Here is a 24,861-nt window from a genome sequence, read left to right as displayed (position 1 = left end):
GACACGAAAATGCCTCTCTCGCTACTTATCCTGGCCCTGAGCGCCTTCGCCATCGGCACCACCGAATTCGTCATCATGGGCTTGCTGCCCGATGTGGCGGCGGACCTCGGCGTGTCGATTCCCGGCGCCGGCTGGCTGGTCACCGGCTACGCCCTGGGCGTCGCCATCGGCGCGCCATTCATGGCTCTGGCCACCGCCAGGTTGCCACGCAAGGCGGCCCTGGTAGCGTTGATGGGGATCTTCATTATCGGCAACCTGCTCTGCGCCCTGGCCAGTGACTACAACGTGCTGATGGTTGCCCGTGTGGTCACCGCACTGTGCCATGGCGCGTTCTTCGGAATCGGCTCGGTGGTCGCCGCCAACCTGGTGCCGGCCAACAAACGCGCTTCGGCCGTGGCCCTGATGTTCACCGGTTTGACCCTGGCCAACGTGCTCGGTGTGCCGCTGGGCACCGCGTTGGGCCAGCAAGCCGGCTGGCGCTCGACCTTCTGGGCCGTGACATTGATTGGTGTGGTGGCGCTGATTGGCCTGATCCGCTTCCTGCCAGCCAAGCGTGACGAAGAAAAACTCAATATGCGCGCCGAACTGGCGGCCCTCAAGGGTGCCGGTATCTGGTTGTCGCTGAGCATGACCGCGCTGTTCGCCGCGTCCATGTTCACCCTCTTCACTTACGTTGCGCCGCTGCTCGGCGATGTCACCGGCGTGTCGCCCAAAGGGGTGACCTGGACGCTACTGTTGATCGGCCTGGGCCTCACCGTCGGCAACATCATCGGCGGCAAGCTGGCGGACAAGCGCCTGGCGGCCACCCTGATCGGCGTGTTTATCAGCATGGCCGTGGTGACCACCGCGCTGAGCTGGACCAGCGTCGCGGTGATCCCGACTGAAATCACCCTGTTCCTGTGGGCCACCGCCTCGTTTGCCGCCGTGCCGGCGCTGCAGATCAACGTGGTGACCTTCGGCAAGGCCGCACCGAACCTGGTGTCCACCTTGAACATCGGTGCCTTCAACATCGGCAACGCCCTCGGCGCCTGGGTCGGCGGCAGCGTAATCGCCCACGGTTTCGGCCTGACCAGCGTGCCTTTGGCGGCGGCGGCCCTGGCGATCCTTGCGCTGCTGGTGACCCTGATTACTTTCCGTCAGAGCGGCGACGCCGACCTGGCCCCTGCGACCCACTGATCAACTCACTTGAAGGGTGTTATCTCATGACGACTATTTTCGATCCGATCACACTGGGCGACCTGCAACTGTCGAACCGCATCATCATGGCGCCGCTGACCCGCTGCCGTGCCGATGAAGGCCGCGTGCCCAACGCGCTGATGGCCGAGTACTACGTGCAGCGTGCCTCCGCCGGGCTGATCCTAAGCGAGGCCACTTCCGTGACGCCGCTGGGCGTAGGCTACCCGGACACGCCGGGCATCTGGTCCAACGATCAGGTACGCGGCTGGGCCAACGTGACCAAGGCCGTGCACGGCGCGGGCGGCAAGATCTTCCTGCAACTGTGGCACGTGGGCCGCATCTCCCATGAGTCGTACCTGAACGGCGAAACCCCGGTGGCGCCGAGCGCGATTCAAGCCAAGGGCCATGTCAGCCTGGTGCGTCCGCTGGCCGACTACCCGACGCCGCGCGCCCTGGAAACCGCTGAAATCGCCGACATTGTCGACGCTTACCGCACCGGAGCCGAAAACGCCAAGGCGGCCGGCTTTGATGGCGTGGAAATCCACGGTGCCAACGGCTACCTGCTTGACCAGTTCCTGCAAAGCAGCACCAACCAGCGCACCGACAACTACGGAGGTTCCCTGGAAAACCGCGCGCGCCTGCTGCTGGAAGTGACCGATGCGGCCATCGAAGTCTGGGGCGCCGGCCGTGTGGGTGTGCACCTGGCACCGCGTGCGGATGCCCATGACATGGGTGATGACAACCTGGCGCAAACCTTCACCTACGTCGCCAGCGAACTGGGCAAGCGCGGCATCGCGTTTATCTGCTCGCGCGAGAAAGAAGGCGCCGACAGCCTCGGTCCACAATTGAAGAAAGCCTTCGGCGGCGTGTACATCGCCAACGAGCGCTTCACCAAGGACAGCGCCAATGCGTGGCTGGCGGAGGGCAAGGCGGACGCAGTGGCGTTTGGCGTACCGTTCATTGCCAACCCGGACTTGCCGGCGCGCTTGAAGGCCGATGCGCCGCTGAACGAAGCGCATCCGGAAACCTTCTACGGCAAGGGCGCGGTGGGTTACATCGATTATCCGACGCTGTAATCACCTGAAACGCAAAACCAAATGTGGGAGGGGCACCGCCCCTCCCACGTTTTGACCGCATGTATCCGCTTGGTAACATCGCTTCACAGAACCGCAACAAAATCCCTACAAAATACTTAGGCGGCTACCTATCAACCGCCCGCCAGCCCGTATATAAAGTCACCCCACCTATCAGGCAGAAGGACGATTGACTGTCCTTAGGCTTTACTGTTGACACAACCTGATGCAATTACGCATTTTGTCTCAATTGCGCAGGCTGGGGCTCAAGCGCAGCATGTCGAGCGCTGCGTCCACCCAGCGTTCGGCTTCTTGGTGTAACTGGAAGCTGTCGGGTACCAGCAGCCATTGGCCGATCAGCCCGTTGATGTAGGCATGAATGCACACGGCGGCGCGGGCAGTGTCGAGATTTTCCGGAAGCTGCCCGCGATGGACCGCGTTACGCAGTGTCAGGCCGATGCGCAGGTTGCATTCCAGGCTGTGGGTCTGGCGCTGGCGGCGCATGTCACACATTTCATCGGTGAATTCGCACTTATGGAACAAAATCTCGTTGATGCGCCGGGTTTTCGGGTCCAGGGCCACTTGATGAAACAGATGAATCAGCAGCTTGCGCATGCAGCCCAGCGGGTCGAGCTCATCCTCGCTTTCGCTGGCCCTGGCCAACTCATCCAGCGGCTCATGCAACGTGTCGAGCAGCGCCTGCAGCAGATCGGATTTATTGCTGAAGTGCCAGTAGATGGCGCCCCGCGTCACACCGGCCAATGCGGCGATATCCGCCAACGTAGTACGCGCAACGCCGCGCTCGTAAAAAGCGTGCTCGGCGGCATCGAGAATTTGGCTGCGCGTTTCCTGAGCTTCCTCTTTGGTGCGACGAACCATGGCAGTACAACCTCAATCAGGACACTTGAGACTATCGTTAACGCAGCGTTAATAGACGTTAACGATCATCAGAGAATTTTGTGGGACGCACACCTTCATGGGTGCCGAACGTAATGAAATCGAGGTTTCGATCGTTGCTTTGTCAACATTGCGCGAAACCTGTCAAGAGTTTACAAACAACCATGAACGTAAGTATATTGCGTAGCAAGCTACTTATCTACTCGCCGTTTGTTTTTTACCCTTCCACACTTCTTGTGCGCACCCTGCGCGCCTGACCCGAGGATCTTCATGCAACTTAAGCCAGCTGTTACCGCTCTGGTCACTGCCGTCGCCCTGGCATCGCTGCTCAGCGGATGTAAAAAGGAAGAAGCGGCTCCGCCCGCTCAAATCCCTCAGGTCGGCGTGGTCACCCTTCAACCGCAAGCCTATACCCTGACATCCGAGCTGCCAGGCCGCACCACCGCCTACCGCATCGCGGAAGTTCGCCCGCAGGTCAATGGCATCATTCTCAAGCGCCTGTTCAAAGAAGGCGCGGACGTGAAGGAAGGCCAGCAGCTTTATCAGATCGACCCGTCGGTGTACGACGCGACCCTGAAAAGCGCACAAGCCACCCTGACCCAGACCAAGTCCATCACCGACCGCTACAAGCAGTTGGTCGATGAACAAGCCGTCAGCCGCCAGGAATACGACACCGCCGTCGCCAACCGCATGACCGCCGAAGCAAACGTTCAAACGGCCCAGATCAACGTGCGTTACACCAAAGTGTTCGCGCCGATCTCCGGGCGTATCGGCCGTTCTTCGGTGACCGAAGGCGCACTGGTCAGCAATGGCCAGGCCGATGCCATGGCGGTGATCCAGCAACTGGACCCGATCTACGTCGACGTGACGCAGTCGTCCGCTGAAATGCTCAAACTGCGCCGCGACCTGGAAAGCGGCCAGCTGGAAAAAGCCGGCGCCAATGCCGCCAAGGTCAAGCTGACCCTGGAAGATGGCAGCGATTACGGCCAGGAAGGCAAGCTGGAGTTCTCCGAAGTGTCGGTCGACCAGACCACCGGTTCGGTGACCCTGCGCGCCGTGTTCCCCAACCCTGACCACAACCTGTTGCCGGGCATGTTCGTACACGCCCAGTTGCAAGCCGGTGTGAACAGCAAGGCTATCCTGGCACCGCAGCAAGGCGTGACCCGCGACATCAAGGGCATTCCGACGGCGCTGGTGGTGACCAAGGACAACAAGGTCGAACAACGTACCCTGGTGGCCAACCGCACCGACGGCGCCTACTGGCTGGTGGAAAAAGGCCTGGACGCCGGCGACCGCGTGATCACCGAAGGCCTGCAGTTCATCAAGCCGGGCATCGAAGTCAAGGTCAAGGACGCTGACAACGCCAAGCCCGCCGGTTCCGCTCCTGCTGCCGCTGCTGGCAAAGGGGAATAACCCATGTCGAAATTTTTTATCGACCGTCCCATTTTCGCCTGGGTAATTGCCCTGGTGATCATGCTGGTCGGGACACTGTCGATCCTGAAGTTGCCCATCAACCAGTACCCGGCCATCGCGCCGACCGCTATTGATATCCAGGTGACCTACCCAGGCGCGTCCGCACAAACCGTGCAGGACACCGTAGTGCAGGTCATCGAGCAACAGCTCAACGGTATCGACAACCTGCGTTATGTCGCCTCGGACAGTAACTCCGACGGCAGCATGACCATCACCGCGACGTTCAACCAGGGTACCAACCCGGACATCGCCCAGGTCCAGGTGCAGAACAAGCTGAACCTGGCGACCCCACTGCTGCCTCAAGAAGTGCAGCAGCAGGGTATCCGCGTGACCAAGTCGGTGAAGAACTTCCTGATGGTGATCGGTCTGGTGTCGGAAGACGGCAGCATGACCAAGGACGACCTGTCCAACTACATCGTGTCCAACATCCAGGACCCGATTTCCCGTACAGCGGGTGTCGGTGACTTCCAGGTATTCGGTTCGCAGTACGCCATGCGTATCTGGCTGGACCCGGCCAAGCTGAACAACTACCAGTTGACACCGGTCGACGTCAGCACCGCCATTTCCGCGCAGAACGTGCAGGTGGCCACCGGCCAATTGGGTGGCCTGCCCGCCCTGCCCGGTACCCAGTTGAACGCAACCATCATCGGCAAGACTCGCCTGCAAACCGCAGAAGAGTTCGGCAAGATCCTGATGAAGGTCAACGCCGATGGCTCGCAGGTCCGCCTGCGTGACATCTCGCGTATCGAACTGGGCGGCCAGAACTACAGCATCAGTGCGCAGTTCAACGGCAAGCCGGCTTCGGGCATGGCGATCAAACTGGCCTCGGGCGCCAACGCCCTGGACACCGCCAAGGCCATCCGGGCCACCGTGGCGTCCCTGGAGCCGTTCTTCCCGCCAGGCATGAAAGCCGTGGTGCCGTATGACACCACACCGGTGGTGACCGAATCGATCTCCGGCGTGGTACACACCCTGGTCGAAGCGATCGTGCTGGTGTTCCTGGTGATGTTCCTGTTCCTGCAGAACTTCCGCGCCACCATCATCACCACCATGACGGTACCGGTGGTATTGCTGGGTACCTTCGGGATCCTGGCAGCGTTCGGTTTCACCATCAACACCCTGACCATGTTCGGCATGATCCTGGCCATCGGCTTGCTGGTGGACGATGCAATCGTGGTGGTGGAAAACGTCGAGCGGGTGATGGCCGAGGAGCACCTGTCGCCCAAAGAAGCGACGGTCAAGTCCATGGGCCAGATCCAGGGCGCGCTGGTAGGTATTGCCCTGGTACTGTCGGCGGTATTGCTGCCGATGGCATTCTTCGGTGGTTCCACCGGTGTGATCTACAAACAGTTCTCCATCACCATCGTTTCGGCCATGGCGCTGTCGGTACTGGTTGCCCTGATCTTCACCCCGGCCTTGTGCGCCACCATGCTCAAGCCAATCGACCCTGAGAAGCACGGCCAACCCAAGCGTGGGTTCTTCGGCTGGTTCAACCGCACCTTCGACCGTGGCGTTATCAGCTACGAGCGCGGCGTGGGCAACATGATCAAGCACAAGTACCCGGCGTTCTTTGTGTACCTGATCATCTTCGTCGGCATGATCTGGCTGTTCACCCGCATTCCAAGCGCGTTCCTGCCCGAGGAAGACCAGGGTGTGATTTTCGCCCAGGTACAGACTCCGGTCGGTTCTTCGGCTGAACGTACGCAAAAAGTCATCGACGACATGCGTGCTTTCCTGCTCAACGACAAGGAAGGCGAACCCGGCGAGGGCAAGGCCGTGAAATCGGTGTTTACCGTCAACGGCTTCAACTTCGCCGGTCGCGGCCAGAGCTCGGGCCTTGCGTTCGTGATGCTCAAGCCATGGGATGAGCGTGACGCTTCACAGTCGGTATTCGAAGTGGCCAAGCGTGCCCAGGGTTACTTCTTCGGGGCCTTCAAGGACGCCATGGTCTTTGCCATCGTGCCGCCTTCGGTTCTGGAATTGGGTAACGCTACCGGCTTCGACGTGTTCCTGCAGGACCAGGGCGGTGTCGGCCACGAAAAACTGATGCAAGCGCGCAACCAGTTCCTCGGCATGGCCGCGCAGAGCAAGATCCTCGCCGGTGTGCGCCCCAACGGCGTGAACGATGAGCCGCAGTACGAACTCACCGTCGACGACGAGAAGGCCAGTGCCCAAGGCATTACGCTGTCGAGCATCAACCAGACCCTGGCGATTGCCCTGGGTGGCAGCTACGTCAACGACTTCATCGACCGTGGTCGTGTGAAGAAGGTGTACGTGCAGGGCGACGCCGCCAGCCGGATGTCCCCGGAAGACCTGAACAAGTGGTTCGTACGCAGCGACTCCGGGAAGATGGTGCCCCTGTCGGCCATTTCTTCGGGCAAGTGGATCTACGGTTCGCCGAAGCTCTCGCGCTACAACGGTGTTGCGGCAATGGAAATCCTCGGTACCCCGGCACCGGGCTACAGTACCGGTGATGCCATGGCCGAAGTCGAACGCATCGCCAAGCAATTGCCGGCGGGCGTGGGCTATGCCTGGACGGGCCTGTCGTACGAGGAGCGTCTGTCCGGCTCCCAGGCGCCTGCGTTGTATGCCCTGTCGCTGCTGGTGGTATTCCTGTGTCTCGCGGCGCTGTACGAAAGCTGGTCGATCCCGATCGCGGTGGTACTGGTAGTGCCGTTGGGTGTCGTGGGTGCATTGATCGCCACCAGCCTGCGCGGCCTGTCCAACGACGTGTTCTTCCAGGTGGGCTTGCTGGTGACGGTGGGCCTGGCAGCGAAAAACGCCATCCTGATCGTCGAGTTCGCCAAAGAACTGCATGAACAAGGCAAAGGCATCGTCGAGTCGGCCATCGAAGCATCCCGCATGCGTCTGCGCCCGATCATCATGACCTCCATGGCGTTCGTGCTCGGCGTACTGCCGCTGGCGATCTCCTCGGGCGCCGGTTCCGGCAGCCAGCACGCCATTGGTACCGGCGTGATTGGCGGTATGATCACGGCCACTGTCCTGGCGATCTTCTGGGTGCCACTGTTCTTTGCAACCGTGTCCGCCGCAGGCGAGCGTAAACAGATTGAACCCAAGCACACTCCTAAAGAGGCTGGCCAATGAGCAAGTCGCTACTTTCCTTAGCCGTCACGGCATTCGTGCTCAGTGGCTGCTCGCTGATACCTGACTATCAGCGCCCCGAAGCGCCGGTGGCGGCACAGTTCCCGCAAGGCCCGGCGTATTCGTCCGCCCAGGCGCCGAACCAGACCGCCGCCGAGCAGGGCTGGAAGCAGTTTTTCCATGACCCCGCACTGCAACAGCTGATCCAGACCGCGCTGGTGAACAACCGTGACCTGCGCGTCGCGGCCCTCAACATCGACGCGTATGCCGCGCAGTACCAGATCCAGCGTGCCGACCTGTTCCCGGCCGTCTCGGCCACGGGCAACGGCAGTCGTTCACGTACGCCGGCCAAGCTGTCGCAGTCCGGTCAGGCGACCATCGCCAGCCAGTACTCGGCGGGCCTGGGGATCAGTTCCTACGAGCTGGACCTGTTCGGCCGCGTGCGCAGCCTGAGTGAAGAAGCACTGCAAAAGTACTTCGCCACTGAAGAAGCGCGGCGCAGCACCCAGATCAGCCTGGTAGCCAGTGTGGCCAATGCCTATCTGACCTGGCAGGCGGACAAGGAACTGCTCAAGCTCACCCAGGACACCCTGGGCGCTTACGAACAGAGCTTCAAGCTGACCTCGCGCAGCAACGAAGTCGGCGTGGCCTCTGCCCTCGACCTTAGCCAGGCACGCACCTCGGTGGAAAACGCCCGGGTCGCCCTGGCGCGCTACACCCGCCAGGTGGCCCAGGACGAAAACAGCCTGACCCTGCTGCTGGGCACCGGCCTGCCGGCCAATATCGCCAGCAAGCCGCTGTCGGATGACCTGCTCAGTGAAGTGCCGGCCGGGTTGCCATCGGACCTGTTGCAACGTCGCCCCGACATCGTGCAGGCCGAGTACAACCTCAAGGCGGCCAACGCCAACATCGGCGCGGCCCGTGCTGCGTTCTTCCCGAGCATCAGCCTGACGGCCAGCGCCGGCACCGCCAGCCCGACACTGGGCGGCCTGTTCAAGGGCGGCTCGGGCACCTGGTCGTTCGCGCCGCAGATCAACATCCCGATCTTCAACGCCGGTAGCCTGCGCGCCAGCCTGGACTACTCGAAGATCCAGAAAGAGATCAACGTGGCCAACTACGAGAAGGCCATCCAGACCGGTTTCCAGGAAGTTTCCGACGGCCTCGCAGCGCGTGAGACCTACAAGCAGCAACTGGATGCCCAGCGTGGCTTCGTCGCGGCCAACCAGGATTACTACCGCCTGGCCGAGCGTCGCTACCGCATCGGGGTCGACAGCAACCTGACGTTCCTCGACGCACAGCGCCAACTGTTCAGTGCCCAGCAATCGCTGATCACCGACCGCCTGGCGCAACTCACCGCCGAGGTCAACCTGTACAAGGCCCTCGGCGGCGGCTGGAACGAGCAGACCGCTAAGAACGAGCCGTTGAAAGAAGAAGCGCCGAAGCTGAAGTTGTTCTGATAGCAGCGCTGTAAATAAAAAACCGCCTTCCTTACCAGGAGGCGGTTTTTTTATGCCATTTTTTTAAACCCACTCCCACATTTAATCAGCTATGCCTGACGAGCCGTATCAAGTTGCCCTAAACCTGCCGCCTTGCTTTTTCGTTAACCTTTCGGGGTAAAATCGGTCACAGATTCTTACAGACCACAGAGGGAGCTTGTCGTAATGATCGTAGGAATCGACCTGGGGACCACCAACAGCCTCGCGGCCGTCTGGCGTGGTGATGCCGCCGAACTGGTGCCCAATGCCCTGGGCCAGTTGCTCACGCCAAGCGTGGTCGGGCTGGATGATCAGGGGCGCGTGCTGGTCGGCCAGGCGGCCAAAGAGCGTCTGCACACCCACCCGCACCTGACCACATCGCTGTTCAAGCGCTACATGGGCAGCGCCACCGAAGTGCGCCTGGGCGATCGTTCGTTCCGCCCCGAAGAGCTCTCGGCGCTGGTGCTCAAAAGCCTCAAGGAAGACATCGAACGCACCTACGGCCATACCGTCACCGAAGCCGTGATCAGCGTGCCCGCCTACTTCAGCGACGGCCAGCGCAAGGCCACGCGCATCGCCGGTGAGCTGGCCGGGCTCAACGTCGAAAAGCTGATCAACGAACCCACCGCCGCCGCCCTCGCCTATGGCCTGCATCAGCGCGACAAGGAGACTTCGTTCCTGGTGTTCGACCTCGGCGGCGGCACCTTTGACGTGTCGATCATCGAACTGTTCGACGGTGTGATGGAAGTGCGCGCCAGCGCCGGTGACAACTTCCTCGGGGGCGAAGACTTCGACACCCTGTTGCTGGAACACTTCGTCGACAGCCAGCGCACCGCCGCGGGTTTCCCACCCACCAGCAGCGTGCTGCAAGCCCTGCGCCGCGAGGCCGAGCGCGTGCGCAAAGCCCTGGGCCAGGACGACAGCGCCGACTTCACCCTGCGCGTCGACGGCCAGCAATGGGTCAAGACCATCACCCAACAGGAACTGGCCAAACTCTACACGCCCCTGCTCGAACGCCTGCGCGCGCCGATTGAACGCGCCTTGCGCGATGCACGGATTCGCGTCGGCGACCTCGATGAAATCCTGCTGGTGGGCGGCACCACGCGCATGCCGCTGGTGCGCAAACTCGCCGCCGGGCTGTTCGGGCGCTTCCCGTCCATCAGCCTCGACCCCGACCAGGTGGTCGCCCACGGCGCTGCAATCCAGGCGGCGCTCAAGGCGCGTTCCGCTGCGCTTGAAGAAGTGGTGCTGACCGATGTGTGCCCCTACACCCTGGGCATCGAAACCTCGAACCAGTACGGCGGCCATATCGAAAGCGGCCATTATCTGCCGTTGATCGAACGCAACAGCAGCGTGCCGGTGAGTCGGGTCAAAAGCGTGTTTACCCTGCACGATGACCAGACCCGCGTCCTGCTGAAGATCTACCAGGGCGAAAGTCGCTTGGTCAAAGACAACATCGAGCTGGGCCAGCTGGAGATTCCGGTGCCCAAGCGCAAGGCCGGTGAAGTCGCGCTGGATGTGCGTTTCACCTATGACAACAACGGCCTGCTGGAAGCCCAGGTGAATATCCCGCTGACCGGCGAGCAACATTCGTTGGTGATCGAGAACAACCCCGGCGTGCTGAACCCGCAGGAAATCCAGCAACGCCTGCAAGCCCTGGCGCAGTTGAAGGTTCACCCGCGCGACCAACAGGTCAACACCGTGCTCACCGCGCGCCTTGAACGGCTCTACCAGGAAAGCCTCGGCGATCTGCGCGAGCAGCTTGGCCACTGGGCCGCGCAATTCCAGCAGGTGCTCGATACCCAGGACGAACGCCGCATCCGTGAGGCACGCAGCGAACTGACCCGTCAACTTGAGCAGCTCGACAACGGGTTCTGGCGCTGAGGGAAAACCACATGGAGTGTTGGGCCGTATTGCAACTGCCGGAAGACGCCGACGAGCGCACCATCAAGCGCACCTACGCGCGGCTGCTCAAAAGCTGCCGCCCGGATGACGACGCCGCAGGCTTCCAGCGCCTGCGCGACGCCTACGAGCAAGCCTTGAACGAGGCGCGCTGGCGAGCCGACGACGAGGCAGAGCAAAGCGTCGAGGCGCCGCGGGTCGAACAGGCCTACGACAACCTCGGCGACCTGGCCGAACGGATGGACGTGCGCCCCGTGAGTCCGGCCCCCTTCGACGCGCCCGCGCCCAACCCGGCGCAGGCCTTGCTCAGTGGACTCACCATCGGCAACCTCGACGAGCGCTGGGCCCAAGCGCGGCAACAGGGCTGCGCCGACGCGTTCCAAGCAGGTCTGCTGCGCCATTGTTTCGACGTGCCGGGTGAGCGCAGTGCAATCGCCGGGTGGGCGGCGCAGCATCTGGACTGGCTGACCCCATGGCAACAGGTGGCCATGACCTCCTGGCAGCATGAAGCGCTGACCGGCGAACTGTTGCAAGACTACCGCCGCGCCCTGCAGGAACTGCTGGAGCAAAAGGCCGAGCGCGAGTTCATCACCCAACTCGCCCACTACAACAACCAGCCGTGGTTGCGGGTGTTCGACCTGCAGCAACAGTGGCAACGCATCGTCTTGCAGTTGCTCCACGATACCCAATGGAGCGTGCCGCTGTTCGAACGCGTGTGCCAGGCCTTCGGCTGGGACGACCAGAAAGGCGTGTACCCGGAACCGGCGTGGATGTGGCGTGAACTGGTGTCGCGCTGCGAGCAGGAAAGTTTCTACGCAAACCTGCAAGACAAAGCCCAGGACTTGACCTGGAAATCTGCCGATGCCATGGCTGCGCGACTGCTGCTGACACCCATGACCAATACTCAACAGCAGCGGATGACGGCAGGCTTCAGCGATAACGACTGGCACGCCTGCCAGCATCTGGCGCAAGTCCTCGACGGGCGCTATCCGCAACTGCTGGAACGCCTGCCCCAGAGCGACGTGTTTTTCTGGCGCAAATTCCTGCCGCGCCCGGTGTCCCATCAAAGCTGGATCCGTATCTGGGGCGGCCTGGCCCTGGCCGCCGCACTGGCGATGGCGCCACATACACCCTGGGACAAGATGACCGAAGCAGGCCTGGTCGTGGCGCTGACCGTTATCCCGGCCTTCCTGGCGATCCGTGCTACTCAGTTATGGGCGGCCCTGACCGCGCGGCTGATCTTGCCGGACCTATGGCTGAGCGAGCGCCTGCTACCTGCACGTTTCAATCCGCATCAGTATTGGCTGGTGTTACGCCACGGCGTTCCGCAACTGGGCATGCTGCTGATGGTTGGATTATTGCTGGGGCTGATGGGCATGCTGACGTATGCCGGGATGATACTGATCCATCTCTTGCACCGCCGCCGCATCGGCACCGTGAGTGAGCATTTTGACCATTATTACCCCTGGTTCAGCGGCATTCATTGGGGATACTGGAGCCCACTGCAAGTCTGGTTATTGTTGGTGATGATAGCCGCCACCTTGCTGTCCCAGCGGTATTTGCCTGAGATCCCATGGACCAGCCTGGTCCACCTGATCTGACCGTACGAGCCCGTGCCGCCGCGATACGCGCCGGCCCGCCAGTTTTCGTTCGATCACCGCCCAAAACCCGCCCGCCCCTACTTTCTTCGCCCCCGCACCGCCAAGCACCATGGCCGCCACCTGCATAACCTCAATAACAACAGGTCAGACGCCATGAGCACATTCCATCCTCGCCAGCTGTTGCTGGCTGCCGCTGTCGCCAGTGCTGCCTTGCCGGTTTTCGCCGACGAGCACGGCTTTCTCGAAGACGCCAGCGCCAACCTCAACTTGCGCAATTTCTTTATCAACCGCAACTTCACCAACCCGACCAAAACCCAGGGCGGCGCGCAGGAGTGGACGCAGAGTTTCATCCTCGACGCTAAATCCGGCTTTACCCAGGGCACGGTAGGTTTTGGTGTGGACGTTTTGGGTCTGTATTCGCTCAAGCTCGACGGCGGGCGTGGCACCGGCGGCACCCAGTTGCTGCCGCTGGACCATGACGGCCGTCCGGCGGATGAATTCGGCCGTCTCGGTGTGGCGTTCAAAGCACGCATTTCGAAGACCGAACTGAAGGTCGGCGAGTGGATGCCGGTGCTGCCGATCCTGCGTTCCGACGACGGCCGCTCCCTGCCGCAAACCCTGCGCGGCGGGCAGATCACCTCCAGGGAAATCGACGGCCTGACCCTCTATGGCGGCCAGTTCCGCGCCAACAGCCCGCGCGATGACAGCAGCATGACCGACCTGTCGATGACCGGTAAACCCGCGTTCACCTCCGACCGCTTCAACTTCCAGGGCGGCGAATACGCCTTCAACGACAAACGCACCCAGGTCGGCCTATGGAATGCCCAGCTCAAGGACATTTACAGCCAGCAGTTCATCAACCTGGTCCACAGCCAGCCTTTGGGCGACTGGACCCTGGGCGCCAACCTCGGATTCTTCTATGGCAAGGACGACGGCAGCGCCCGCGTCGGCGACCTGGACAACAAGACCTGGTCCGGCCTGTTCTCGGCCAAATACGGCGGCAACACCTTCTACGTGGGCCTGCAAAAACTCACCGGCAACAGTGCCTGGATGCGTGTCAACGGCACCAGCGGCGGCACCCTGGCCAACGACAGCTACAACTCCAGCTACGACAATGCCCAGGAGAAATCCTGGCAGTTGCGCCATGACTACAACTTCGCCGCCCTTGGCGTACCGGGCCTGACCTTGATGAACCGCTATATCAGCGGCAGCAACGTACACACCGGCACCGTCACCGACGGCAAGGAGTGGGGTCGCGAAAGCGAACTGGGCTACACCGTGCAAAGCGGCAGCCTGAAAAACCTCACTCTGCGCTGGCGCAATTCCAGCATGCGGCGTGACTACAGCAACAACGAGTTCGACGAAAACCGGTTGATCGTCAGTTACCCGCTCAGTCTGCTGTAAACCGGCGCGACACTTGCGGTATCGTGCGCGCCTGCCGCCGCTGGCTCTCCCGGCGGCGGCCTCTTATTCGAGCCCGCACCCACCATGAAATCCTTTGCCCTCGCATCCGCCGTGCTGGCCCTGGCCGTGAGCCTCAGTGGCTGTATCGGTGCGCCTGTCGCATTGACGCCGCAGACCGAACAACGCCTGCAAGCCCAGGCGCCGATCCGTTTTCTGCTGACCTTCGATGACGGGCCCAGCGCGTCGGGCTACAACAACCCGACCCGCTCGGTGGTCGCCGACCTGGCCAACAACCCGGTGTTGCCGGGGATCAAGGCGGTGTTCTTTTTGCAGACCGAAGCGACTCGCTCCGGCGGCAGTTCACGCGGCCGCAAGACCATGGAGCGCGAATACGCGGGCGGGCATGTGCTGGCCTTCCACACCGCCACCGCGTTTCATACCAACCACCGCTGGCTGAACGACGCCGAGCTTGAGCGCACCCTCACCCAGGGCGCCGCCGACATCGCGGCGATCACCGGCGCGCCACCGACCCTGGTGCGCCCGCCGTTCTGGAACTACGACCGCCGCACCTTCGCCGCCTATCAGCGCCATGGCATGCACGTCCTGTTGACCGACTTGAGCGCCAACGACGGCAAGATCTGGGGGTTCAACGCAAGCCCGCGCCGGCACGCCAACCTGTATCGACAGCTGTCGGTGGTGCGCGAGCATATTGCGTTGGGTGAGTTGCCGACAGTGGACGGCGTGATCCCGGTGGTGGTGACCTTCCACGACATCAACCGCTACACCGCGCGGCACATGCAGGAATACCTGCAGATCCTGATGGACAGCGCCCGCATCAACGGCATGAAGACGGCTGCCGAGCCGTTCTACACCGACCACGCCGCGCTGGAACGCGCGGCGCTGGCGCGGACGGTGAAGGATGTGAACGAGCAAGTGCATCTGCCGGGCGTGTGGAACTGGGTGTGGGACGCCGACTCCCACTGAGATCTACAGCCCTTGTGAAGAGCAAACATGTGGGAGCAAGCCCCGCCCCCTCCCACATTCTCTAGCGTGTTTCAGTCATGGCGGGACTCCACTCCCAACTCATCCCACACGGATTCAGCCAGGTGGAACGTGGCATTCGCCGCCGGAATCCCGCAATAGATCGCGCTCTGCATCAGCACTTCCTTGATCTCGGCGCGGGTCACGCCATTGCTGGCCGCGGCGCGCAGGTGCAGCTTGAGTTCTTCGGCGCGGTTCATGCCGATCAGCATCGCGATGGTGATCAGGCTGCGGGTGTGCCGAGGCAGGCCCGGGCGGGTCCAGATGTCACCCCAGGCGTGGCGGGTGATCATTTCCTGGAACTCGCTGTTGAACTCGGTCAGGGCATTGAGGCTGCGGTCGACATGGGCATCGCCCAACACCTCGCGGCGTACGTGCAGGCCTTCGGCATAACGTTGTTTCTCGTCCACAAAAAGCTCCTTAACGGGCCAGCAGAAATTCAATCACCCGGTTGCTGAACGCAGCACCGGCCTGGACATTCGACAGATGGGCCGCATGGAACTCGGCATACTCGGCGCCCTGCACACGCTGTTGGATAAAGTGGCCACCGGCAGGCGGTGTGACGGCGTCTTCAGTGCCGGCAATCACCAGGGTCGGCACCTTGATTGCAGACAGTTGCTCGCGAAAATCCGCATCACGCACGGCCGCGCAATTGGCCGCATAGCCTTGCGGCGAGGTGGCCGCGAGCATGTCGGTGATCCGCGTGGCCTGGTGCGGGTTGGCCGCGGCGAAATCGGCGGTGAACCAGCGCGCAATCGATGCATCGCGCAGCGCAACCATCGCCGCCGCGCCGTCGCGCAGTACCGTTTCGATGCGCGGGTTCCAGATGTCCGGCGTGCCGATCTTGGCGGCGGTGTTGCACACCACCAGGCGCTGCAGACGCTCGCCGGCGTTGATCCCCAGCCATTGGCCGATCAGGCCGCCCATGGACAGGCCGCAAAAGTGCGCGCGGTGAATATCCAGCGCATCCAGCAGCGCAATCACGTCGTGACCCAACTGCTCGATGCTGTACGGCCCCTCGGTCACCAGAGATTTGCCATGACCACGGGTATCGAAACGCAGCACCCGAAAATGCTCGGTAAAGGCCGGACCTGCAGGTCCCACATATGCAGGTCGGTGCCCAGGGAGTTGGACAGCACCAACACCGGTGCATCGACGGGTCCATCGAGCTGGTAATGCAGTTCGCCCTCGGCGAGTTGTACAAATGCCACAGTGGCCTCCTCAGGCAGTCAGTGCAAAATGTTCGGTGACCGCACGCGTGACCCAGGTGCGCGCCTGGCCCAGGTAGTGGGCGGGGTCGAGCAGGCGGTCCAGTTCGGCCGCCGAGAGTTCGGCGGTGATCTGCGCTTCATCCGCCAGCACGGCGCGCAGGTGAAGCCCCGCTGCGACGGCACGCTTGCAGCATTGCTCCAGCAGGTGGTGCGCGGTTTCACGGCCCAGGCGTTGGGCGAGCACGATACTCACCGCTTCGGCCAGCACCAGGCCCTGGGTCAGGTCGAGGTTATGCTGCATGCGCTCGGGGTCGACTTCCAACCCTTCGCTCACCAGCAACGCCTGTTGCAACGCGCCCGAGACCAGGCGGCAAATATCCGGCAGGGTTTCCCATTCGGCATGCCACAGGCCCAGGCTGCGTTCGTGTTCCTGAGGCATGGCGCTGAACATCGTCGACACCAGGCCAGGCACGCGGGTCGCCGTGCTGATCAGTACGGCGGCGCCGACCGGGTTGCGCTTGTGCGGCATGGTGGATGAACCGCCCTTGCCCGGCGCCGACGGTTCAAACACTTCCGCCGCTTCGGTTTGCATCAGCAGGCTGATATCCCGCCCCAGTTTGCCGAGGCTGCCGGCGATCAGGCCCAGCACGCCGGCGAACTCCACCAGGCGATCACGCTGGGTATGCCAGGGCTGTTCGGGCAGGCCCAGCTGCAACTCCGCCGCCAGGGCTTCGGCCACCGGCATGGCCTGTTCACCGAGCGCCGCCAGGGTCCCGGAGGCGCCGCCGAACTGCAGCACCAGCAGGCGCGGCTTGAGCTCGGCAAGACGTTGCCGGCTGCGCGTCACCGCGCCCAGCCAACCGGCGATTTTCATACCCAGGGTGACGGGCGTCGCGTGCTGCAACCAGGTGCGCCCGGCCATTGGCACCTCGGCGTAACGCTGGGCCTGGGCGGCCAGCACGTCACCCAAGCGGGCCAGGTCGGTTTCGATCAACCTCAGCGCGCGCCGCAGTTGCAGCACCAAACCAGTGTCCATCACGTCCTGGCTGGTGGCGCCCAGGTGCACATAGCGCTCGGCCCCGGCATCTTCACTGGCGATCAACTTGCCCAGCGCCTTCACCAGCGGAATCGCTGAATTGCCCGCCGTGGCAATCGCGGCGCCCAGGGCGTCCACGTCATACAGCGAGGCCAGGCACGCCTGGGCAATCGGCGCGACAGCGGCCTGGGGGATCAACCCCACCCGCGCCTGCGCCCGGGCCAGCCCGGCCTCAAAATCCAGCATGCCCTGCAAACGTCCCCTGTCGCAGAACACCTCGGCCATGCTGTCGGCGGTGAAGTAGGCGTCGAACAGTTGGTTGCTCGTGCGCAGTGTCATAACTCGTCCTTTACAGATCGTGGTGCAGGTAAGCGGCCTGCTTGGGCAGGCGCAGGCTGAACAGGAAGGCCACCGCCATCATCGCCGTGACATACCAATAGAAGGTGTTTTCCATACCGATGGATTTAAGGCTCAACGCCACGACTTCCGCCGAACCGCCAAACACCGCATTCGCCACCGCATACGCCAGGCCCACGCCCAAGGCACGCACCTGAGGCGGGAACATCTCGGCTTTGACCAGCCCGCTGATCGAGGTGTAGAAACTCACGATCGCCAACGCCAGGGTGATCAATACAAAGGCCAGGAACGGGCTGCTGACGGTCTTCAGGGTCAACAGGATCGGCACCGTGAACAGGGTACCCAGGCCGGCAAACCAGAGCATCGAATTACGTCGGCCGATCTTGTCTGCCAGCATGCCGAACAGCGGCTGCATGCACATATACAGAAACAGCGCGCCGGTCATGATGTAGCTCGCGGTCTTGGCGTGCATGCCGACGGTGTTCACCAGGTACTTCTGCATATAGGTGGTAAAGGTGTAGAAAATCAGCGAGCCACCGGCGGTGTAGCCCAGCACCGTGATGAACGCCCGGCCGTGGTCGCGAAACAGCGCGACGATGCTGCCGGCGTCCTTGTCCTGGCGGATCTCCTTGCTGGTGGTTTCCTTGAGGGTGCGCCGCAGCAACAGCGAGATCAGCGCCGCCACCGCGCCGATCACGAAGGGAATGCGCCAGCCCCAGGCCCGCAGTTCTTCTTCGCTGAGGATCTGTTGCAGGATCACCACCACCAGCACCGCCAGCAATTGTCCGCCGATCAGGGTCACGTATTGGAACGACGCGAAGAAGCCGCGCTGGCCCTTGAGCGCGACTTCACTCATGTAGGTGGCGGTGGTGCCGTATTCGCCGCCCACCGACAAGCCCTGGAACAGCCGCGCCACCAGCAGCAGGGCCGGGGCCCAGGCGCCGATGTCCTTGTAGGTGGGTAAAAAGGCAATGACCAGGGAACCGGCGCACATCATCAGCACCGAGATCATCATCGAATTTTTGCGACCGTGTTTGTCGGCCACGCGGCCGAACAACCAGCCGCCGATGGGCCGCATCAAAAACCCGGCGGCGAACACGCCGGCGGTGTTGAGCAGTTGCACCGTGGGGTCGTCAGAAGGAAAAAACGCCGGGGCAAAATAGATCGCGCAGAAGGCGTAGACGTAGAAGTCGAACCATTCGACCAGGTTGCCGGAAGAGGCACCGACAATCGCAAAGATTCGTTTGCTGCGTTCTTCTCCGGTGTAATGACTGGTTTTTGTGGTCATGATTTTTTCACTCAGTGGGAACGGTTATAGCCTAGACATACTTTGCAACAACCAGAGGTAGTTGCAAGCAGCAAGCTACAAGCTGCAAGAGAAGAACCGACGCGGTCACTGCTTTTCCTTGTAGCTTGCAGCTTGAAACCTACCGCTGCTACTGATCAATAATCGAAGAACACCGTTTCCTTATCTGTCCCCTGCAAAATCACATTCCACTGGTACACCCCATCATCCCCCGGCTTGGCAATCAACGTACCGCGCCGCTCTGCCGGCACACACGCCAGCAACGGGTCGTCCCCGTTCAGCGCTTCACCGTCAAAATAAATCCGCGTCAACAGGTGCTTGACCAGACCCCGCGCAAACACCAGCACCACCAGATGCGGCGCCTGGGTCGTGCCCTTCAACCCCGGCACACAGCCCGGCTTGATGGTGGTAAAGCGGAAACGCCCCTCGGCATCCACCGGCACACGCCCAAACCCTTCGAAGTTGGGGTCGACGGCCTTGTCCTGCTCATCTTCGGGGTGGTCATATTTGCCGGCGGCGTTGGCCTGCCAGACTTCGAGCATGGCGTCGTTGACCGCATCGCCGTTGCCATCCACCACTTGCCCGCTGATCGCCACACGCTCACCGAGAGTGGCGGCGCTGGTCAGGTCCTCGCGGTTCAGCCAGGTCAGGCCGATGTGGTAATACGGCCCAACGGTGTGGGACGTGGTTGCGTAAAGGCTCATCTCATTTCTCCATCGGCGTGGCGTCGCGGCCGCGCAGGACGATGTCCCAGCGGTAGCCGAGGGCATAGGAAGGAATGGTTTTTTCCAGGTCAAAACGCGCGATCAGGCGTTCCTTGGCGCTGGTATCGGGCACGCAGTTGTAGATCGGGTCGTATTCCAGCAACGGGTCGCCGGGGAAATACATCTGCGTCACCAGGCGCGTCAGCACGCTGGGGCCGAACAGTGAAAAGTGGATATGCGCCGGGCGCCACGCGTTGTGGTGGTTGCCCCACGGGTAGGCGCCGGGCTTGATGGTCTGGAACTGGTACCAGCCGTCGGCGTCGGTGACGGTCCGCCCGGTGCCGGTAAAATTCGGGTCCAGCGGCGCGTCGTGCAGGTCGCGCTTGTGGTTGTAGCGACCCGCGGCGTTAGCCTGCCAGATCTCCACCAGGATGCCCGGCACCGGCAGGCCGTTTTCATCCAGCACACGGCCATGAATGATGATGCGCTCGCCCTGGGGCTCGCCTTCATGCTGGGCGGTGAGGTCGTTGTCCTTCGCATCGACACGCTCGGCGCCGATGGTCGGGCCGGTAATTTCCGACAGTGAATGCGGCAAAAACACCAACGGCTGGGACGGCGAACGCAGGTTCGTCGACTGGTAGGCCGGGTGCAGGTAATCAGGTTGGGTGCCCGCTTGCGGGCGCGGTAACCGGGCTTGTCACTCATGGAGCGTTCCTCTCTTGTTAGATGCGTTCAATCGCCAGGGCCAGGCCTTGGCCGACGCCCACGCACATGGTCGCCAGGCCTTTGCGGCCGCCGGTTTTTTCCAACTGGTGCAAGGCGGTCAGTACCAGCCGCGCACCGCTCATGCCCAATGGGTGACCAAGGGCGATGGCGCCGCCGTTCGGGTTGACCTGCGGCGCGTCGTCGGCAATGCCCAGTTCACGCAGCACCGCCAGGCCTTGGCTGGCGAAGGCTTCGTTGAGTTCGATCACATCAAAATCAGTCACGGCCAGGCCCAGGCGCTCGACCAGTTTGCGTACCGCCGGTACCGGACCGATGCCCATCACACGTGGCGCGACACCGGCGCTGGCCATGCCCAGTACCCGGGCGCGGGCGGTGAGGCCGTGTTTTTTGACGGCTTCGGCCGAGGCCAGAATCAGCGCGGCGGCGCCATCATTCACACCCGACGCGTTGCCGGCGGTGACGGTCTTGTCGGGGCCATTGACCGGCTTGAGCTTGGCCAGGGCTTCTAGGGTGGTGTCGCGTGGATGCTCATCGTGCTGCACCACGGTTTCGCCTTTTTTATGGGCGACCCGTACCGGCACGATTTCCTCAGCGAAGTAGCCGGCGGCCTGCGCGGCAGCGGTACGTTGCTGGCTGCGCAGGGCAAAGGCGTCCTGGTCGGCGCGCGAAACGTTGTAATCGTCGGCGACGTTATCGGCGGTCTGCGGCATCGCATCCACGCCGTACTGGGCTTTCATCAACGGGTTGATAAAGCGCCAGCCGATGGTGGTGTCCTCCAGCTTCATGTTGCGCGAGAACGCCGCGTCGGCCTTGCCCATCACAAACGGCGCGCGGGACATCGACTCGACGCCGCCGGCAATCGCCAGCTCCATCTCGCCACTGGCAATGGCACGGAACGCAGTGCCGATAGCGTCCATGCCCGAGGCGCACAAACGGTTGAGGGTCACACCCGGAATGCTCTCCGGCAGGCCCGCGAGCAACAGCGCCATGCGGGCGACGTTGCGGTTGTCTTCGCCGGCCTGGTTGGCGCAGCCGAGGAACACCTCGTCCACGGCCGTCCACTCCACCGACGGGTTGCGCTCCATCAGTGCCTTGATCGGCAGCGCCGCCAGGTCGTCGGCACGCACGGTGGCGAGGCCGCCGCCGAACCGGCCGATGGGGGTGCGAATGGCATCACAGATAAATACGTCGCGCATCAGGCCTCTCCTGGCGCTTGGCCATGGGCGGCGGCGGTGCGGGCTTCGAGGTCACGCAAGGCCGTCAGTTCTATGTCTGTCGGTTCGGCGGTGGTGTCAACCTGGTCGGCAAAACGAATCGCCCAACCGGTGGCCGCCACGACTTGTTCGCGGGTCACGCCAGGGTGCAGCGCAGTGACCACAAATTCATGGGTGCCCTCCTCCGGCTCCATGATGCACAGGTCGGTAATAATCCCTACAGGACCGGCACCCGGCAGGCCCAGGCGTTTGCGTGAATCGCCGCCTTCGCCGTGGCCGACGGAGGTGATGAAGTCCAGCTTGTCGACAAACGAACGCGACGACTGCTTGAGGATAATCAGCACGCTCTTGGCGGAACCGGCGATCTCCGGCGCGCCACCGGCACCCGGCAGGCGCACTTTGGGCCGGTGGTAATCACCGACCACGGTGGTGTTGATATTGCCGAAACGGTCGACCTGGGCCGCGCCGAGGAACCCCACGTCAATACGCCCGCCTTGCAGCCAGTAGCGGAAGATCTCACCGGTCGGCACCACGGTGTCGGCAGTCTCCGCCAGCTCGCCGTCCCCGATGGACAACGGCAACACCGAGGGCTTGGCGCCAATCGGGCCGGACTCGTAGATCAGCACCACATCGGGCGATGAGGTCAGGCGCGCCAGGTTGGCCGCTTTGGAGGGCAGGCCGATGCCGACAAAGCACACCGAGCCGTTCTTGAGGCGGCGCGCGGCGGCGACGGTCATCATTTCATTGGTCGAGTAAGCCATTACTTGGCCTCCTGCTGTGCGGTCAGCTTGGCCTGGAATTCAGTGAAGTCGGCGGTGCCGTGGATGTATGCGTTGATCCACGCGGTAAAGGTCTCACGGTCGCGGGCGATCGGGTCCCACGCCTGGTAGAAACGGTTGTCGCGCTCGTTGTAGCCGTGAGCGTAGGACGGGTGTGCGCCGCCGGGCACGTGGCACACCGCAGTCAGGGCCCAGGTCGGCAACACACAGCTGTTCATCGGTGCATTCAAGTCGTCGACGATCTCTTCAACGGTCACGATGCAACGCTTGGCCGCCAGCGCCGCTTCCTTTTGCACACCGAGAATGCCCCAGAGCAGCACGTTGCCCTTGCGGTCGGCTTTCTGTGCATGGATCACCGTGACGTCCGGACGCACCGACGGTACCGCCGCAAGCACTTCGCCAGTAAACGGGCAGGTCACGCTTTTGATCAGCGGGTTGACCTTGGGCAGGTCGGAACCGGCATAGGCACGCAGCACCGCGAACGGCAAGCCCGAGGCGCCGGCGACGTAGGCATTGGCCAGATCGGCGTGGCTGTGTTCTTCGATTTCCAGCGGTTGCGGCCATTGCTTTTCGACGGCGTCACGCAGCCGGTGCAGGGAGCCCACGCCTGGGTTGCCGCCCCAGGAGAAAATCAACTTGCGTGCGCAGCCGGCGCCGATCAACTGGTCGTAGATCAGGTCGGGCGTCATGCGCACCAACGTCAGGTCTTTCTTGCCCTGACGGATGATTTCATGACCTGCGGCCGTAGGGATCAGGTGGGTGAAGCCTTCGAGGGCGACGGTATCGCCATCGTTCACAAATCGCTTCACCGCGTCGCGCAGCGCAAGAATTTCAGCCATGGGGTCGGGCTCCCGGTGTTGTTCGAAAAAGGCGCTGAGAGGGCGCCGAAGTGCTTGCAGATTAAGCCGGGCAAATGGGTCAAACAATCCGATAATCGACTAACCGTTCGATTATCGAACTGATTGTTGTCTAGCTACTCACTTGGGCGAACTCGGTCAGGCCTCAGGTAGCGTCGGCGTGGCTGACCATGCCTTTGATGACCACTGCTGTGGTGGCCAACGCCGCCGGAATCACCAGAGCGGTGAGCACCTGCTCGAAGTTCCAGCCCAGGCCGAGCAAGGTGGCGCCCATCCACGCGCCAAGAATCGCACCGAAGCGGCCGATGCCAAGCATCCATGACACGCCGGTGGCGCGGCCCTGGGTCGGGTAGAAACGGGCCGCCAGGGAGGGCATCGCCGATTGCGCGCCGTTGACGCACATCCCGGCGATCAGCACCAGGGTCGCCAGTAGCGTGATATTGCCCAGGCTCTGCCCTACCGCGTAGGCAAACACCCCGGCCAGCAGGTAGAAAGCGCCGATCACCTTGTGAGGGTTGAACCGGTCCATCGCCCAACCCACGCCGACCGCACTCAACACGCCACCAAACTGGAACAACGCACCGATAAACGCGGCCTGCTCCATGCTGGCGCCGCTGTCGCGCATCAGCGTCGGCAGCCAACTGGTGAGCAAGTAAACAATCACCAGGCCCATAAAATAGGTGAGCCACAGCAACAAGGTGCCGGCGCTGTAGGTGCCGGAGAAAATCACCACGAACACGTTGCGTGCCTTGACGGTTTTTTGCTCGGGCACACTGAAGTCGGTGGCTCGGGCGACGATAGTGGGCTCGATGGGTGACAGCGTTTTGCGCACTTTGTCCGTGCCGCGATTGCGCACCACCAGGTAGCGCGCCGACTCCGGCAGCCACACCAGCAGCACCACGGCCAGGATCAACGGCAGGATGCCGCCGATCAGCAGCAGGCTGTGCCAGCCGAACGCGGGGATAAGCTTGGCCGAGATAAACCCACCTCCGGCCATGCCCAGGTTGAAACCGCAGAACATGCTGGTCACCAGCAGTGACTTGTGACGTTCGGGGGTGTATTCGGACAGCAGCGTGGTGGCGTTGGGCATCCCGGCCCCCAGGCCCAGCCCGGTGAGGAAGCGCAGCACCAGCAGTTGATCGACATTGCTGCTGTAGGCCGACGCCAGGCTGAACGCACCAAACACCAGCACCGCCCCCACCAGCACGACTTTGCGACCAAAGCGGTCGGCCAGCGGGCCGGAACCTAGTGCGCCAAAGACCATGCCGATCAACGCGGCGCTCATCACCGGGCCGAGGCTCGCGCGGTCGATGCCCCAGTCCTGGGACAGGGCAGGCGCGATAAAGCCCATGGCGGCGGTATCCAGGCCATCGAGGAACACAATCAGGAAACACAGAATCACCACACGCCACTGGTAGCGTGACAGTGGCTGGGCATTGATAAAGGACTGCACGTCCAGGGGGGCACCGACAGAAGGTTGATTCATTGTTTTTATTCCACACCGGGGGCGGGCCGACGACCTGGGGT

Annotated in this window: 19 protein-coding genes and 1 pseudogene; 9 read left to right on the top strand and 11 right to left on the bottom strand. The window is 62.6% G+C overall.

The genetic code is table 11. The annotated features are described in order from the left end of the window. Positions 1-9: 9 nt before the first annotated feature. Together JWR98_RS10245 and JWR98_RS10240 are read left to right on the top strand one after the other, a co-directional pair. Positions 10-1,176, top strand: a complete 1,167-nt coding sequence (locus JWR98_RS10245) for an MFS transporter (RefSeq protein ID WP_078731948.1) — start codon at positions 10-12, stop codon at positions 1,174-1,176. A gap of 26 nt (positions 1,177-1,202) precedes the next feature. After that, positions 1,203-2,252: an alkene reductase gene (locus JWR98_RS10240; protein ID WP_205489945.1), complete on the top strand. Its 1,050-nt coding sequence runs from the start codon at positions 1,203-1,205 to the stop codon at positions 2,250-2,252. Positions 2,253-2,495: 243 nt separating this feature from the next. Here JWR98_RS10240 and JWR98_RS10235 read toward each other — a convergent pair whose 3' ends face one another. Then, positions 2,496-3,128 (bottom strand): TetR family transcriptional regulator, encoded by a 633-nt coding sequence (locus tag JWR98_RS10235; protein ID WP_205489944.1) that lies wholly within the window; start codon positions 3,126-3,128, stop codon positions 2,496-2,498. A gap of 288 nt (positions 3,129-3,416) precedes the next feature. Between JWR98_RS10235 and JWR98_RS10230 the strand changes: the two genes are divergently transcribed. From JWR98_RS10230 to JWR98_RS10200, 7 genes are all read left to right on the top strand, one after another. Next, positions 3,417-4,559: an efflux RND transporter periplasmic adaptor subunit gene (locus tag JWR98_RS10230; protein ID WP_078731946.1), complete on the top strand. Its 1,143-nt coding sequence runs from the start codon at positions 3,417-3,419 to the stop codon at positions 4,557-4,559. A 3-nt stretch (positions 4,560-4,562) separates the two neighbouring features. Beyond that, on the top strand, positions 4,563-7,724 hold the full coding sequence (locus JWR98_RS10225) for an efflux RND transporter permease subunit (protein WP_078731945.1): 3,162 nt from the start codon (positions 4,563-4,565) through the stop codon (positions 7,722-7,724). After that, on the top strand, positions 7,721-9,178 hold the full coding sequence (adeC, locus tag JWR98_RS10220) for an AdeC/AdeK/OprM family multidrug efflux complex outer membrane factor (protein WP_078731944.1): 1,458 nt from the start codon (positions 7,721-7,723) through the stop codon (positions 9,176-9,178). The genes JWR98_RS10225 and adeC overlap by 4 nt, the downstream gene beginning before the upstream one ends. Before the next feature lie 204 nt (positions 9,179-9,382). Then, positions 9,383-11,080, top strand: a complete 1,698-nt coding sequence (locus JWR98_RS10215) for a molecular chaperone HscC (protein ID WP_078823567.1) — start codon at positions 9,383-9,385, stop codon at positions 11,078-11,080. Between the two features lie 11 nt (positions 11,081-11,091). After that, positions 11,092-12,699, top strand: a complete 1,608-nt coding sequence (locus JWR98_RS10210; RefSeq protein WP_078731942.1) for a J domain-containing protein — start codon at positions 11,092-11,094, stop codon at positions 12,697-12,699. Positions 12,700-12,852: 153 nt separating this feature from the next. Beyond that, the gene (locus JWR98_RS10205) at positions 12,853-14,103 is read left to right on the top strand and encodes an OprD family porin (RefSeq protein ID WP_205489942.1); all 1,251 of its coding nucleotides are present in this window, start codon (positions 12,853-12,855) and stop codon (positions 14,101-14,103) included. 84 nt (positions 14,104-14,187) lie between these two features. After that, the gene (locus tag JWR98_RS10200) at positions 14,188-15,087 is read left to right on the top strand and encodes a polysaccharide deacetylase family protein (protein WP_205489940.1); all 900 of its coding nucleotides are present in this window, start codon (positions 14,188-14,190) and stop codon (positions 15,085-15,087) included. Between the two features lie 71 nt (positions 15,088-15,158). Here JWR98_RS10200 and pcaC read toward each other — a convergent pair whose 3' ends face one another. The 10 genes and pseudogenes from pcaC to pcaK all read right to left on the bottom strand — a co-directional run bounded on the left by pcaC (position 15,159) and on the right by pcaK (position 24,820). Further along, a complete protein-coding gene (gene pcaC, locus JWR98_RS10195; RefSeq protein WP_078731934.1) occupies positions 15,159-15,554 on the bottom strand; it encodes a 4-carboxymuconolactone decarboxylase in 396 nt (131 codons plus the stop codon). Between the two features lie 10 nt (positions 15,555-15,564). Next, positions 15,565-16,355 (bottom strand): annotated as a pseudogene (gene pcaD / locus JWR98_RS10190) (3-oxoadipate enol-lactonase). A gap of 10 nt (positions 16,356-16,365) precedes the next feature. Then, positions 16,366-17,730 (bottom strand): 3-carboxy-cis,cis-muconate cycloisomerase, encoded by a 1,365-nt coding sequence (locus tag JWR98_RS10185; protein WP_078731932.1) that lies wholly within the window; start codon positions 17,728-17,730, stop codon positions 16,366-16,368. 10 nt (positions 17,731-17,740) lie between these two features. Further along, a complete protein-coding gene (locus JWR98_RS10180) occupies positions 17,741-19,036 on the bottom strand; it encodes an MFS family transporter (protein WP_078731931.1) in 1,296 nt (431 codons plus the stop codon). A 155-nt stretch (positions 19,037-19,191) separates the two neighbouring features. Next, positions 19,192-19,758: a protocatechuate 3,4-dioxygenase subunit alpha gene (gene pcaG, locus JWR98_RS10175; protein WP_078731930.1), complete on the bottom strand. Its 567-nt coding sequence runs from the start codon at positions 19,756-19,758 to the stop codon at positions 19,192-19,194. A 1-nt stretch (position 19,759) separates the two neighbouring features. Beyond that, on the bottom strand, positions 19,760-20,410 hold the full coding sequence (gene pcaH, locus JWR98_RS10170) for a protocatechuate 3,4-dioxygenase subunit beta (protein ID WP_205489984.1): 651 nt from the start codon (positions 20,408-20,410) through the stop codon (positions 19,760-19,762). Between the two features lie 70 nt (positions 20,411-20,480). Then, the gene (pcaF, locus tag JWR98_RS10165; RefSeq protein ID WP_179119894.1) at positions 20,481-21,683 is read right to left on the bottom strand and encodes a 3-oxoadipyl-CoA thiolase; all 1,203 of its coding nucleotides are present in this window, start codon (positions 21,681-21,683) and stop codon (positions 20,481-20,483) included. Next, complete coding sequence (locus JWR98_RS10160; RefSeq protein WP_003172394.1) at positions 21,680-22,459, bottom strand: CoA-transferase subunit beta; 780 nt, start codon at positions 22,457-22,459, stop codon at positions 21,680-21,682. Before JWR98_RS10160 ends, pcaF begins: the two co-directional genes overlap by 4 nt. Continuing rightward, positions 22,459-23,316 (bottom strand): CoA transferase subunit A, encoded by an 858-nt coding sequence (locus tag JWR98_RS10155; protein ID WP_078731927.1) that lies wholly within the window; start codon positions 23,314-23,316, stop codon positions 22,459-22,461. Before JWR98_RS10155 ends, JWR98_RS10160 begins: the two co-directional genes overlap by 1 nt. Before the next feature lie 163 nt (positions 23,317-23,479). Further along, positions 23,480-24,820 (bottom strand): 4-hydroxybenzoate transporter PcaK, encoded by a 1,341-nt coding sequence (pcaK, locus tag JWR98_RS10150; protein WP_205489938.1) that lies wholly within the window; start codon positions 24,818-24,820, stop codon positions 23,480-23,482. Positions 24,821-24,861: the final 41 nt, after the last annotated feature.

This window comes from Pseudomonas lactucae (assembly GCF_016937615.1).
Classification (GTDB): domain Bacteria; phylum Pseudomonadota; class Gammaproteobacteria; order Pseudomonadales; family Pseudomonadaceae; genus Aquipseudomonas; species Aquipseudomonas lactucae.
Note: the sequence above shows the minus strand (reverse complement) of the source record. Positions and strands in the feature narration are given on the sequence as shown.